This window comes from Pseudomonas prosekii, assembly GCF_900105155.1.
Classification (GTDB): domain Bacteria; phylum Pseudomonadota; class Gammaproteobacteria; order Pseudomonadales; family Pseudomonadaceae; genus Aquipseudomonas; species Aquipseudomonas prosekii.
This window is the reverse complement of record NZ_LT629762.1, coordinates 3,388,303-3,402,424: the sequence shown is the minus strand read 5'-3', so window position 1 is coordinate 3,402,424 and position 14,122 is coordinate 3,388,303. Positions and strand designations below refer to the sequence as shown.

Here is a 14,122-nt window from a genome sequence, read left to right as displayed (position 1 = left end):
AGTCATTTACTCCAAAACCGCGCTCAGCGATAAACCGGGAAGTCTGCGCACAGGGCCGACACTTGCTGCGCGACATTGGCCTCGACGTCGGCATCGCCGAGGTTGTCGAGGATGTCGCAGATCCAGCCGGCCAGCGTCACGCACTGGCTGACTTTGAAACCGCGCGTGGTCACCGCCGGGGTGCCGATGCGCAGGCCCGAGGTCACGAACGGCGACTGCGGGTCGTTCGGCACGGCGTTCTTGTTGACGGTGATGTGGGCGCGGCCGAGTGCGGCGTCCGCCTCTTTGCCGGTGAGGCCCTGACGGATCAGGCTGACCAGAAACAGGTGGTTGTCGGTGCCGCCGGACACGACGTCATAGCCGCGCTCGATGAACACGCCGGCCATTGCTTGGGCGTTGTCGATCACTTGTTGTTGATACGCTTTGAAACCTGGCTCCAGCGCTTCCTTGAAGCACACCGCTTTACCGGCAATCACGTGCATCAACGGGCCGCCCTGACCACCGGGGAACACCGCCGCGTTGAATTTCTTTTCCAGCGCTTCGTTGGCCTTGGCCAGGATCAGACCGCCACGCGGACCGCGCAACGTCTTGTGGGTGGTGGTGGTGACTACGTCGGCGTACGGCAGCGGGTTCGGGTACAAACCCGCGGCGACCAGACCGGCAACATGAGCCATGTCGACGAAGAGGTATGCGCCGACCTTGTCTGCAATCTCGCGAAAGCGCGGGAAGTCCAACGTCTTCGAATACGCCGAGAACCCGGCGATGATCATTTTCGGTTTGTGCTCGACCGCCAGACGCTCGACTTCGTCGTAGTCGATCAGCCCGGTTTTGGTGTCGATGCCGTACTGCACGGCGTTGTACAGCTTGCCGGAAAAGCTCACTTTGGCGCCGTGGGTCAGGTGACCGCCGTGGGCCAGGCTCATGCCCAGCACGGTGTCGCCGGCGTTGAGCAATGCCAGGTAAACCGCAGCGTTGGCCTGGCTGCCGGAGTGCGGCTGGACGTTGGCGTAATCGGCGCCGAACAGTTGCTTGGCGCGTTCGATGGCCAGCGCTTCAACCTTGTCGACGTGCTCGCAGCCGCCGTAGTAGCGCTTGCCCGGATAACCTTCGGCGTATTTGTTGGTCAGGCCGCTGCCCTGCGCTTGCATGACGCGTTTGCTGGTGTAGTTCTCTGACGCGATCAGTTCGATGTGATCTTCCTGGCGTTGCTCCTCGGCATTCATCGCCGCCAGCAGTGCATCGTCGTAGCCCTTGATCTGGTCTTGCTTGCTGAACATCGCGTCTCTCCCAGCGGCATCTATGCGCCATTCGTCTCGGTAAGGCCCTGGCAATTTCGGCAGTGCCCTTTGATGCGATGGTATGACCGGCGCAGACAGGTCAAATGCCTACGGACGCCACGCAAAGGTGCGTTTACGACATGCGCTGAAATGGCTGGCGCGGCAGATCACCAAACCACAGAGATCCCCTGTAGGAGTGAGCCTGCTCGCGATAGCGGTAGGCCAGGCAACATCAGTGTTGCCTGTAAAGGCCTCATCGCGAGCAGGCTCACTCCTACAGGGTTATGCGACAAGCTCGCGGATGAGTAACAACAGCAAAAAATGCATCGGATACAGCGCATACGCCCAGCGGCGCATCGGTGGCGGCTTGACGTTTTTGGCGTGTCGCAACAAGAACACTCCCAGCACTGGCGCAATCAGGCAAATCACGAAACCGCCAATCGCCGTGCCGTTGCCCCAACGCGCCGCGCTGTACAGCACTTGCCATTGGTTGGCCGCCAGACAGACGATCCCCGGCAACAGGCTGAAATACCATGGCCGGCGAAACACCAGGAGCATCGCCAGCGGCAGCAGCACGCCGAAAAACCCGAACATCAGCCGTTGTGCAAAAAGTGCCGCAATCACCACCGCGCCCACCGCCAGCCATCGCGATTGCAGCGTCGGTTGCCGCCAGCCGCGCGCCACCAGCAGACCGAGGACCAGGGTCGGCATCACGTTCAGCGTGTCGGGATCAGGAATAAACAGTCGATAGGGGATTTCGCTGATTGCGCTGAACAGCAGCAACCAGCCCAGATAACGCCACTGGCTGTTCGCGGCCGCCGCGTTGACCCGCGCCAGATTCGCCGCCATCGCCAGGCAAAACCACGGAAACGCCAGCCGACCCGGCACATACAGAAAATCGACGGAGTAACCGACATATCGCAGGTGATCGAGCACCATGCTCATCAGCGCCAGCCACTTGAGCAGATCCAGCGCGCCGTCCCTTTGCGTCATGTGCATAATTGCCCGTCAATTGTGTAATTTTCTGACAGCATCATCGCGTGTGCTCCCCGGACGATCTTCGGTAAAGTGCGCACCATCATTGACCCCGAGGCCCTTCACCATAAGGGCCTTGCACACGGAATCAGGCCATGACCGATAAGAGCCAACAATTTGCCAGCGACAACTATTCCGGCATCTGCCCTGAAGCCTGGGCCGCCATGGAACAGGCCAACCATGGCCACCAGCGCGCTTACGGCGACGATGAATGGACCGCACGCGCGTCCGACGATTTCCGCAAATTGTTCGAAACCGACTGCGAAGTGTTTTTCGCCTTCAACGGCACTGCCGCCAACTCGCTGGCCCTGTCGTCGCTGTGCCAGAGTTACCACAGCGTGATCTGCTCGGAAACCGCCCACGTCGAAACCGACGAATGCGGCGCTCCGGAATTCTTCTCCAACGGCTCGAAACTGCTGGTCGCGCGCACGGAAAACGGCAAGCTGACCCCGGAATCGATCCGCGAAGTCGCGCTCAAGCGCCAGGACATCCACTACCCGAAACCGCGCGTGGTCACGCTGACCCAAGCCACCGAAGTCGGCAGCGTCTACACCCCGGAAGAAATCCGCGCGATCAGCGTCACTTGCAAAGAACTCGGTTTGAACCTGCACATGGACGGCGCGCGTTTCTCCAACGCCTGCGCCTTCCTCGGCTGCACGCCGGCGGATCTGACCTGGAAGGCTGGCGTTGATGTGCTGTGCTTCGGCGGCACGAAAAACGGCATGGCGGTGGGCGAGGCGATTCTGTTCTTCAACCATAAACTGGCGGAAGACTTCGACTATCGCTGCAAACAGGCCGGGCAACTGGCTTCGAAAATGCGCTTTCTCTCGGCGCCGTGGGTCGGCATTCTGGAAAACGACGCCTGGCTGAAATACGCCAAACACGCCAACCGTTGCGCGCAATTGCTTGCCGAACTGGTCAGCGATATTCAAGGCGTGGAATTGATGTTCCCGGTGCAGGCCAACGGCGTATTCCTGCAACTCTCGGAACCGGCGATCGCCGCCCTCACCGCCAAGGGCTGGCGCTTCTACACCTTCATCGGCAACGGCGGCGCCCGCTTCATGTGCTCATGGGACACCGAAGAAGAACGCGTGCGCGAACTCGCCGCCGACATCCGCGAAGTCATGTCCCGCTGAGCCCTCCCCTGCCGGACCTGACGGACCCGTAGGAGCTGTCGAGCCCCCGCTCACATACCAATAATCAGGAGCGCACGCATGTCCCTAAAAGGCAAAACCCTGTTCATCACTGGCGCCAGCCGTGGCATCGGGCGCGAGATCGCGCCGCGGGCCTCGCGGGATGGGGCAAATTTTGTGATTGCCGACAAAAGTGCCGAGCGGCATCCCTAGTTGCCGGGCACGATCTTCGGGGCTCGCGGGAGTCCTTCAAACATGCACGAACGCCGGCGATCATGGCGGATGCCGCGCACATCATTCTGGACAGCGCTGGCCGCAGCATTACCGGGCGGTTGCTGATTGATGAGGAGGTTTTGCGCGAAAGCGGAGTGACGGATTTCGGGGGTATCGGTTTGAACCGGGCGCCACCGACAAACTGATGCCGGACCTGTTTGTCGATTGAGGGGTTTGTAGTGTCAGCTGGGCCCACCCCTCTCCCTAACCCTCTCCCCAAAGGGGCGAGGGGACTGACCGAGGTGCTCTTAGAGCTACGTCGACCTGAAAAACCGAGTCGAACTCAGGAATTGAATAGCCTCGATACTTGAAATCCAGAGTCGAACTCAGGCTTTGAATAGCCTCGATACTTGAAATCCAGAGTCGAACTCAGGCTTTGAATAGCCTCGATACTTGAAATCCAGAGTCGAACTCAGGCTTTGAAAACAACGAAGATCTGCTCCCTTTCCCCCTCTCCCCTCTGGGGAGAGGGTTGGGGTGAGGGGGTGGTTCTTGAAGTTAACGAATCATCAGAACTCAATCCGCACGTCGCCCTTCGGCACGCTGCAGCAGGACAGGATGTAGCCTTCGGCTTCGTCTTCTTCGGTGATCCCGCCGTTGTGTTCCATGTCGACTTCGCCACCCAGTTTCAGCACTTTGCAGGTGCCGCAAATGCCCATGCCGCACGCTTTCGGGATCAGCAGGCCGAGCTTGGCGGCGGCGGCGTGCACGGTTTCGCCCGGTGCCACGCGAATGCTTTTGCCCGAAGAAATGAATTCCACTTGATGCAGGTCTGCCAGATCGACTTCTGGCGCATCCGCAGCGATTTCCGCCTGTTCTACCGCATCGGCGCGGGCCTCCGGTGGGGTCGCGCCGAAGGATTCTTCGTGATACCGCGACATGTCGAAACCGACCGCTTCGAGCATGCGCTTGACCGCGTTCATGTACGGCGTCGGGCCGCAGCAGAAAACTTCGCGCTCAAGGAAATCCGGCGCCATCAGTTCGAGCATCTTGTGGTTCAGGTAACCGCGATAGCCGGCCCACGGCTCGCCCAGACCGTGCTTCTCGCAGATGAGGTGCAGGCTGAAGTTGTCGATCCGCGACGCCATGTGTTCCAGCTCGCGGTGGTAAATGATGTCTTTCGGTGAACGTGCGCTGTGGATAAACACCATGTCGACGTTGCCGTTGGTGTCGTAAAACCAACGCGCCATCGACATCACCGGCGTGATGCCGACGCCGCCGCTGAGGTAGAGCACTTTCGGCGCGGTGAAATCCATGGCGTTGAACAGCCCCACCGGCCCGTGCACCGCCAGCTCCTGGCCCTCGTGCAAGGTGTCGTGCAACCAGTTGGAAACCTTGCCGCCCGGCACGCGTTTGATCGTCACCGAAAAGCTGTACGGCACCGATGGCGAACTGGAGATGGTGTAGGAGCGCATGATCGGCACGCCTTCGATTTCCAGCTCCAGGGTGACGAACTGCCCCGGTTTGAAGAAGAACAGAATCGGCTGATCGGCCATAAAGCAGAAGGTGCGCACGTCCCAGGTTTCCTGGATGACTTTGACGCAACGGACGATGTGTCGACCATTGGCCCAGGTCTGGGTGGTAACCGGATTCAGGAAGCTGTTGGACATGCTGTTCTCCGTAGCCGTGTGTCGGCCTTATGTTGGCGATTCTGCGTATAGCGCGAGTCGCCCATTTACCTATCTGCGACATTCACATACTTATCGCGACCAGCCCCCAACTACCGGGGGTTGCGCGTCGGGAACAGATTGGGCCATGTCGCCCATGGATAAGGTTCTGGCGTGCGCCGGCCCCACACTCGCCCCATACCTATACACATTCCTTACATCTTCAATTAGCACCTTGCGTCGCAACCCTGATTAGCCACTTTCGCCGGCCACACAGAATGGCCTTGAGGATCAAATCGATGGACGTCACCGCAAAAATCAGCTTGGGCGATCCGCTGGAACCCGCACGCAAGGCCACCGCGCAGATGCTGCAAGAACGCGAGCGCACTTTCTCGCTGCCGCAGCCGTTTTACTCTGACGAGCGGCTGTTCGATATCGACATGCAGGAGATTTTCCAGAAAGAGTGGTTGATCGCCGGCATGACCTGCGAGATCCCGGGCAAGGGCAACTACCTGACGCTGCAAATCGGCAAGAACCCGATCATCGTGATTCGCGGTGCCGAAGGCGTGGTGCACGCGTTCCACAACGTCTGCCGCCACCGCGGTTCGCGGCTGTGCACCAGCGACAAGGGCAAGGTCGCCAAACTGGTCTGCCACTACCACCAGTGGACCTACGAACTCGACGGTCGCCTGCTGTTCGCCGGCACCGAAATGGGCGCCGACTTCCACATGAAGCAGTACGGCCTCAAACCGGTGAACGTGAAAACCGCTGGCGGCTACATCTTCATCAGCCTGGCCGAGAATCCGCCGGCGATTGATGACTTCCTGTCGACGCTGAACCATTACATGGAACCGTACGACATGGAGAACACCAAGGTGGCCATCACCACCACCCTGGTGGAAAAAGCCAACTGGAAACTGGTGCTGGAAAACAACCGCGAGTGCTACCACTGCAACGCCTCGCACCCCGAACTGCTGAAAACCCTGCTGGAATGGGACGACGTCACCGACCCGCGCGCCGATCAGGCATTCAAGGATCACGTCGCCGCGTCCGCCGCCGCGTGGGACGCCGAGAAAATCCCTTACGCCCACGCCAGTTTCGGCCTGCGCAACCGTATCGTGCGTATGCCGCTGCTCAAGGGCACCGTGTCGATGACCCTCGACGGCAAACAGGGCTGCGCCAAACTGATGGGCCGGATCAAAAACCCGGACCTCGGCTCGATGCGCATCCTGCACCTGCCGCATTCGTGGAACCACTGCATGGGCGACCACATCATCGTCTTCACGGTGTGGCCGATCAGTGCGCAGGAAACCGTGGTCACGACCAAATGGATCGTGCACAAGGACGCGGTTGAAGGCGTCGATTACGACGTCGACCGCATGCGTCAGGTCTGGGACGCGACCAATGATCAGGATCGGCGCTTGGCCGAAGAGAACCAGCGCGGGATCAACTCAACGGCTTATCAGCCTGGGCCTTACTCCAAGACGTACGAGTTCGGCGTGGTGAATTTCGTCGATTGGTACAGCGAGCGGTTGCTGAACAATCTGGGGGCCGAGCCTGCGGCCTACCTCAAAGGGGTTCCGGTTCAAGGCTGATTGCTCAGGCAGCGATTCCAACCATCAACAACGAAGGGCGCTCAGCGCCCTTTGTCAGTTATGTCGTCTCAGATATCCACACTGTCCAGAAACTGTCGAGTGCCTGTATCAAGTTCGATTCCGGCAGGCGCGAGATTGGCTGGAACAAGCATTATATTTTCGCGGATATTGGTTTCGCCCAGCTTGTCGATGATCTGCTGGCGAATTGCTGAATAGTTCGACTCGATCAATTCAGCCTTGAATGAACTGACGCTTACATTGCCCAAAATATCCTTTACTGCAAACTTCTGATTAAACAAATCCGCTTCGACCGACTCAAGCGTCTTGAAATAAATACTGCAAACGGACAATCGACTGCCGCTGTGAACAACGCTGAGTTGCAGATTAATGACCGAGATTGTCGACGGCACTGGCGGTACTTTTTCTTCTACCTCGAATTCGACGTGGGTTTTGCTATTGTACAAAAGCGCAGGCGCACTGGACTCAGGCAGTTCCAGCCAAAGACCAATGCCCTCCTCAATGCAATCTACCAAAGTGGAATCCAGCGTCTTGAAAAATGTCGCCTGCAAAATCTTCATAAGGGTTAACGAGCGAATCAGCGGTGGCACAGGGTAGCTGATCGTATTGGAGTTGGTTATTTGCCAGAATACTTTCCCCAACGAGCTGCGATACATATCCAGCCAGGCCGCAGGATCAATAAAACGTGATGTCAGTTTTTTATCAGCAGCCAACTGGCATAACAGATTGGAATTGACTACATCCTGCACAACAGTGTCGTTTGTTACCGAAGGCGCAGCGACTAGCAAATTACCTGATACGACGTAAGTTCCGGCGGCAGGCAAGCTCATGGCGAATCATCCTTGAATAATGATGACGCGAAGAAGACAAACCCGGCACCTGAGTGCCGGGTTCGCATCAGGACAATTAAATATCCAGGTCTTTGACAAAGTTTTTGGCGTTATCACCAAGCTTGTCGATAACAGCCTGGCGAACCTGTTTATACACCGATTCGTTCAGGACAATCTGTTGCGCCGCCCGGTACATCCGGGACGATGATGAACTCCAGTGCCAGAACAGGAAGCTGCCGGACTGCACCGTCGTCGTCGCGTTGACGCACGTCAGCACCATAATCACGTTACCGCCAGTGTCCTGCGCCACCGGAAGGATCTGGAAGGTGCCGGTGCCGCTCTTGGTGCTGCTGTTGTCGAAGAGTTTCAGCGCGCCTTGATTATTCGGATTGGATTTCAATGCCTCGAAAGTTTGCGCCACCACTAGATACAGGGCTGACTCGGGAGCCACCACCTGTGCGAGAACTTCCAGCACCACCTGGTCCATCGTGACATCGGTATTCTTTGGCTGATAATCGGAGTAAGCACTTGATACACGACCCCAGCCCAGATTCGCCAGACCTTCGGTATAAAATTTGAACCACTCCTGCTTCTGCGAATCCGGATCAAACTTCTTGTCAGCCGCCAGTTGCATCAACAACGTGCTGTTCTGCACATCGTCGCGGGCTTGATCAGTAAGCCCTGACACAAAAGAAACCACACTGCCTTTGACCACCGCCGCGCCATTCTCATCGGCACTGGCACGCACCACTGCTGATCTTTCGCGAGAACTTACTGCGGCCGGTGCTTCTGGAATTTCAAGTTTCGAGATCCAGGCCAGACGTTCTACATGGCTTTCGATAACACTCATGACAATGCTCCATATTGTTAAGAAGTTAGTTACACGATTGGCTGCCACCGCCGAGCTGACTGTTTTAACAGATCAGCCGCGCACGCAATAACGTGAACGCTGGTAGGCGTCATTATCTATTCATAAACGCAGTGAATCCCGCCGTTGGTGCAACGGCAGATTTGGATTTAATCCAGTCGAAGAAGATATCGGTTATAGCGCGGCAGACAAACGAAGGTCGTGCGGTAAGTTTCCATGATCTCTCTCCTTGAGAAATGCGAGTACGCAATGGTATTCCGTCCAGTGCTTTTTGCCAGTGACAGTTAAGTCTTGAAGCCACCATGTGTCAATGTGCCTTTATAGACTTATAAGGAGTTATCTAGAGAATTTTCAGGGCCATTGGCGATAACTTCCATGGTGGTTTTGTTGCTGTCGCTCAAGCGTGTCCTGGCGGACTGAAGCGAGACGGGACGCGGGAGTGCTTTAGAACTGTACGAAATTTGATCTATTGCGTCTGGGACTATACGGAGCGTGGCTTGTGGGGTTTCGCAAACAAGTTATCCACAAGACCACCCACAGCTATTGGGGACAACTGAGGGTGCTCCCGAGAAATGATCGATAAATAGTGAATAAAAACCGTGACTTATTCGGAAGTACGCTTTGACAGCGGGATTGGTTGTTTTTTGATCGAAAGGTTGCAAGGCACGGTTTGTATAGCCTGCAGAGGATGGCGAACATGTTATCCACAGAAGGGCTAACAGAGTTTGGGGGCAACTTTGGCTAGGCTGTGGAAAACCGCTGACTGTGGCGGTAAATCCAGGGTTGGGGGAGATTTTCGGAGGGAAAAGGCTGAATTGGTTGTTTATTGATCGATCACGTGTAAGGCCCGATTTATAAGGCGTGCAGCGGACAGCGAACATCTTATCCACAGAAGCGCCAACAGAGATTGGGGGCAAGTGTGGATGATCGAGCAGAGTTATCCCAAAGAAAAAGCCAGGAAAAACCGTGAGATAGGCTGGTTGTTTTTTGTACGAGAGGCTGCAGGGCGCGAAGCACAAGGGCTGCGGCGAAGCGCGAACACCTTATCCACAGATACGCTAACAGGGATTGTGCATAAACCCACTACCACGCAAATTCTTGTAGGAGCTGAGCTTGCTCGCGAAAGCGGTGGGTCAGGCGATATCGATGTTGGATGGGATGGCCCCTTCGCGAGCAAGCTTTGCTCCTACAGGGGTTTTCGGTGGTCACAAATTTTGTGTACACCCACCGGCCCTGTGGGAGCTGAGCTTGCTCGCGATGGCGGTGGGTCAGGCGCCATTGATGCTGGATGGGATGGCCTGTGGGAGCTGAGCTTGCTCGCGATGGCGGTGGGTCAGGCGCCATTGATGTTGGATGGGATGGCCCCTTCGCGAGCAAGCTCAGCTCCTACAGGGGTTTGTGTGCGGGTTTAGCGAACTACGCCTTCTTCGATCAGCAATTTGAGGATGGCCTCGGCCCCGGCTTGCGCGGTCACGCCTTTGAGCACTTGCCCGCCGCCACCGCTGGCCTTGGCCGTGGCGGCTTTCATGCGGTCGGCGCCGCTTTTGGCTTTGATTACTTTCAGGCGTTTCGGCCGTGGTTTGGCGGTTTGCAGAGTGGCGACGCTGAGCAATTCATCATCGACAACCTCGACCTCGTCCGCTTCCAGCACCCCACGCCGCGCTGGGCCGTAGGCACTTTGCCGAGGTTTCGGCGCCGCGTTATCCACAGTCGCGAGGAACGGCAATCGCACTTCCAAGCGACGCCGCTGACCGCGCGGCAACGCTTGCAGTACCAGCGCCGAACCGCCGTCGATGGATTCAACCTGGGCCAGCCCCACCACCAGCGGCCAGCCAAGGCTTTCGGCGAGCAGGAACGGCAACATGCCCGAGCCCTCGCCGGTTTCCGCCTGACTACCAGTGAGCACCACTTGCGCCCCGGCCTCACGCAAATACGCGCTCAACGCCGGCAGCGCGTCGGCGCCGTCCGGTTGCTCGAGCACGTGCAATTGCGCCAGGCCCATGCCCAGATAAGCGCGCAACGCCGGTTCCGCGACATCGCCGGCATGCAGCACTTGCAGGTTATCCCCAGCCAGTTGCAGGCCCAGCTCCACCGCGCGCGCATCCTGCTCGGCGCGGCGCGGGCGGCCGGAGGTCGGGTGGGCGCCGATGGACACCAAGCTGATGACTTTTGTACTCATGGTGCGTTCCTTCCCTTAAGCCGCATCGCGCTTGGCGTCGTTGCGGTAAGCCGCTACCGCGTCGATCAAGGCTTGAAGAATGTCGGCGCTCTCACCGATCACCGACAGGTCGGCCCGTTTGATCATGTCGCAACCCGGATCAAGGTTGATCGCCACCACTTTGTCGCAGGCGCCGATGCCTTGCAGGTGCTGGATTGCCCCGGAAATCCCCACCGCCACATAAACCCGCGCGGTGACCCAAGTGCCGGACGCGCCGACTTGGCGATCGCGTGCCATGAAGCCATCGTCCACCGCCACCCGCGACGCGCCTTCAGTGGCGCCCAAGGCTGCGGCGGTGTTGTGGAAAAGTGTCCAGTCCTTGACCCCGTTGCCGCCGGAGAAGATGAACTCGGCTTCGGCCATCGGAATCGCCGCCGGGTCCACCGCGACTGCGCCCAAATCTTCGATACGCGACAAACTGCGCGCCACGCTTGTGGATAACTCCACGGGCAACGCTTCATGACGGGTTTCGCTGACCGGATCGGCGCATTCGGCGGCGCCCAGAATCAACCGCGCGACCGGCCGCGCAAGGTCTTGCAGCCCAGCGCCAGCACGGCCGATGCATTGCTCATCCTTGACCTGCCAGACCCGCGTGGCCGGGCGTTCGCCGAGCGCCGCGGCAAAGCGCCGACCAAGTTCGCCACCGCCGCTGCGACTGTCCGGCAGCAACCAGTGACGCGGGTTGAACTGGTTATCCACAGCCCGCAAGCCCTGCACGCGTTGCTCCGGTGCATAACCGTTGAATTCCTCACCATCGAGCACCAGCAAACGATCAACGCCCGCCGTGGTGAAAGCGTTTTCCTTGTGTTCGCCGAAGACCACCGCCAACACCGCGCCGTCCTTGCCGGCCAACTGATGCGCGAGGCCAAGCAGATCGCGGTCGTGGCTGCTCAAGCGGCCGCCGACCATGTCCGGCACCACGCTGATGTAAAACGCCGGAGCCGGCACTTGATGCAGCGGCAGTTGCACGTCTATGGCGGCTGAACGTTTGGTCGCCCCGCCCTGCTGCGCGCCGCTGCGATCGATGCGCTTGATCCCGTTCGGCCCGATAAAACCGATGCCATGCAAATTCTTGCGGATGACCCCGTTCGGCCCCATCCAGCTGTGTTGCGCCGGTTGCATCGCCGCGTGCAGCGGGTGCAAGCGGTTACGCGCAATCCATTCGGCGCGCGGGTCGCGGCGGATAGTGTCGCTCATCAGTGGGCCTCCGCAGGTTCACGTTTGGCCGGAGTGGCGGGTTTGCTCGGTGCCTGGTCTTCGAGCAGGGCATCGGCCACCAGTTCGGCAATGTCTTTGATCAGCGGCCGCGGTTCGACCACGCCCTCAAGCATCGCGGTGCATTGCGGGCAACCCACGGCCACCAGTTCGGCGCCGGTTTCGCGGATGTCGTCCATGCGCATGTCGGGGATCCGCTGCTTGCCCGGAATGTCGGTGATCGGCGCGCCGCCACCGCCACCGCAGCAACGCGAGCGGAAACCGGAACGCTGCATCTCTTTGACTTCGATCCCGAGCGCGCGCAGCACTTCGCGCGGCGCCTCGTATTCGCCGTTGTAACGGCCGAGGTAGCACGGATCGTGATAAGTCACGCTGGCGCCTTTGTGCTGGCCGAGATTCAGTGCGCCAGCGCCAATGATTTCCGCCATGTAGGTGCTGTGGTGCTGCACCAGATAGTGGCCGTCGAAGGCGCCGTACTCGTTTTTCAGCACATGGAAACTGTGCGGATCGCAGGTGACGATGCGGTTGAAGCTGTACTTGGCGAGGGTCTGAATGTTGCGTTTGGCCAACAACTGGAACGTCGCTTCGTCGCCCAGACGTCGGGCCACGTCGCCGCTGTCGCGCTCCTCCAGACCGAGCACGGCGAAATCGACCTTGGCCGCTTTCAGCACTTTGACGAAGGCGCGCAAGGTGCGCTGGTTGCGCATGTCGAACGCGCCGTCGCCAACCCAGAACAGCACGTCGATGGATTTTTTCTCGCTCATCAAATTCAGGTTCAGATCCGCCGCCCAGTTCATCCGCCCGCCCGGCGCAAAACCGCCCGGGTTGTCGGTGGCGATCAGGTTTTCGAGGACTTCGGCGCCCTTGTTCGGCGTCGCCCCGCGTTCCAGTGTGAGGTGGCGGCGCATGTCGACGATGGCATCGACGTGCTCGATCATCATCGGGCATTCCTCGACGCAGGCGCGGCACGTGGTGCACGACCACAGGGTTTCGGCATCGACCAGACCGTTGACGATCGGTTGATGGGGATTGCCTGCGTGTCCGCCGATCGGTTTGCCGGGGTACGGGCTACCGGCGAAGTTGGCATCGGTGCCCCCGGCGAGGCCGACGACCATGTCTTGAATGAGTTTTTTCGGGTTCAGCGGTTGGCCGGCGGCGAACGCCGGGCACGCCGCTTCGCACTTGCCGCACTGCACGCAGGCGTCGAAACCGAGCAGTTGGTTCCAGGTGAAATCCTTGGGTTTTTCCACGCCCAGCGGCGCGTTCGGGTCGTTCAGGTCCAGTGGTTTCAGACCGGTCGAGCGACCGCCGCCAAAGCGTTCGGCGCGACGGTGCCAAGCCAGGTGCAGGGCACCGGCGAAGGCGTGCTTCATCGGCCCGCCCCAGGTCATGCCGAGGAACAGTTCGCAGACGCCCCAAAGCACACCGACGCCGAGGATCGCCGCGACCACCCAGCCACCAAAGTTTTCCGGGAGGATCCCGGCGACCGGCAGGGTCAGCAGGAAGAAGCTCGCCGAGAACGCCAACAGGCTTTTCGGCAAACGCATCCACGGTCCTTTGGACAGGCGCGCGGGAGGATTGCGCCGCCGCAGGAACATGAAAATCGCGCCGACGAACATTACCGCCGAAGCGATCAACAGGGCGAAGCCGAGGATGCGGTTTTGCAGGCCGAAACCGTAAACCAGCAGCGCCAGCACAATCGACGCCACCGCGCCGCCGGCTGTCGCTACGTGGGTGTTGGCGATGTATTTGTCGCGCGCGACGACGTGGTGCAAGTCGACCATGTAGCGCTTGGGCATGGCGAGCAGGCCGCCGATCAAATCGACCTTCGAAGCCCGGCCCCGGCGCCACATGTTCATCCGCCGCAACGCGCCGAGCACAGCCAGGCCCAGGGCAGCGAACAACAGGATTGGAAGAAGGGTGTTCAACATGGTGAAGCTCCCAAAGACCTCAGGGTCTTGCACGGGTTCATGTGCGTGCCGATGAAGGCCTGGCACCTACCTGTGGCGAGGGGGCTTGCCCCCGTTCGGCTGCGAAGCAGTCGTAAACCGTC

11 protein-coding genes and 1 pseudogene are annotated in these 14,122 nt (G+C 59.2%); 4 read left to right on the top strand and 8 right to left on the bottom strand.

Annotation, left to right across the window (positions count from 1 at the left end):
• Nucleotides 1-23: 23 nt before the first annotated feature.
• Entirely contained in the window at nt 24-1,277 is a 1,254-nt protein-coding gene (glyA, locus tag BLU01_RS15390) for a serine hydroxymethyltransferase (RefSeq protein WP_092277094.1), read from the bottom strand.
• A 282-nt stretch (nt 1,278-1,559) separates the two neighbouring features.
• The gene (locus BLU01_RS15385; protein ID WP_092277091.1) at nt 1,560-2,276 is read right to left on the bottom strand and encodes a TraX family protein; all 717 of its coding nucleotides are present in this window, start codon (nt 2,274-2,276) and stop codon (nt 1,560-1,562) included.
• Nucleotides 2,277-2,407: 131 nt separating this feature from the next.
• Between BLU01_RS15385 and BLU01_RS15380 the strand changes: the two genes are divergently transcribed.
• From BLU01_RS15380 to BLU01_RS28315, 3 genes and pseudogenes are all read left to right on the top strand, one after another.
• Nucleotides 2,408-3,448 (top strand): threonine aldolase family protein, encoded by a 1,041-nt coding sequence (locus BLU01_RS15380; RefSeq protein ID WP_092277088.1) that lies wholly within the window; start codon nt 2,408-2,410, stop codon nt 3,446-3,448.
• A 78-nt stretch (nt 3,449-3,526) separates the two neighbouring features.
• Entirely contained in the window at nt 3,527-3,658 is a 132-nt protein-coding gene (locus tag BLU01_RS28320; protein WP_408003119.1) for an SDR family NAD(P)-dependent oxidoreductase, read from the top strand.
• A 20-nt stretch (nt 3,659-3,678) separates the two neighbouring features.
• Nucleotides 3,679-3,887 (top strand): annotated as a pseudogene (locus BLU01_RS28315) (SDR family oxidoreductase); the annotation flags it as partial.
• A gap of 340 nt (nt 3,888-4,227) precedes the next feature.
• Here BLU01_RS28315 and gbcB read toward each other — a convergent pair.
• A complete protein-coding gene (gbcB, locus tag BLU01_RS15370; RefSeq protein ID WP_092277085.1) occupies nt 4,228-5,328 on the bottom strand; it encodes a glycine-betaine demethylase subunit GbcB in 1,101 nt (366 codons plus the stop codon).
• Between the two features lie 296 nt (nt 5,329-5,624).
• Here gbcB and gbcA point away from each other — a divergent pair, with 296 nt between their 5' ends.
• On the top strand, nt 5,625-6,920 hold the full coding sequence (gene gbcA / locus BLU01_RS15365) for a glycine-betaine demethylase subunit GbcA (RefSeq protein ID WP_092277082.1): 1,296 nt from the start codon (nt 5,625-5,627) through the stop codon (nt 6,918-6,920).
• 68 nt (nt 6,921-6,988) lie between these two features.
• Here gbcA and BLU01_RS15360 read toward each other — a convergent pair whose 3' ends face one another.
• From BLU01_RS15360 to dgcB, 5 genes are all read right to left on the bottom strand, one after another.
• On the bottom strand, nt 6,989-7,768 hold the full coding sequence (locus BLU01_RS15360; protein WP_092277079.1) for a hypothetical protein: 780 nt from the start codon (nt 7,766-7,768) through the stop codon (nt 6,989-6,991).
• Nucleotides 7,769-7,844: 76 nt separating this feature from the next.
• Nucleotides 7,845-8,618, bottom strand: coding sequence for a hypothetical protein (locus BLU01_RS15355; RefSeq protein WP_092277076.1), 774 nt, complete (start codon nt 8,616-8,618; stop codon nt 7,845-7,847).
• 1,426 nt (nt 8,619-10,044) lie between these two features.
• On the bottom strand, nt 10,045-10,815 hold the full coding sequence (gene etfB / locus BLU01_RS15345) for an electron transfer flavoprotein subunit beta (RefSeq protein ID WP_092277070.1): 771 nt from the start codon (nt 10,813-10,815) through the stop codon (nt 10,045-10,047).
• A 15-nt stretch (nt 10,816-10,830) separates the two neighbouring features.
• Nucleotides 10,831-12,051, bottom strand: coding sequence for an electron transfer flavoprotein subunit alpha (gene etfA / locus BLU01_RS15340; protein ID WP_092277068.1), 1,221 nt, complete (start codon nt 12,049-12,051; stop codon nt 10,831-10,833).
• Entirely contained in the window at nt 12,051-14,000 is a 1,950-nt protein-coding gene (gene dgcB / locus BLU01_RS15335) for a dimethylglycine demethylation protein DgcB (protein ID WP_092277065.1), read from the bottom strand. The genes etfA and dgcB overlap by 1 nt, the downstream gene beginning before the upstream one ends.
• Between the last annotated feature and the right edge of the window lie 122 nt (nt 14,001-14,122).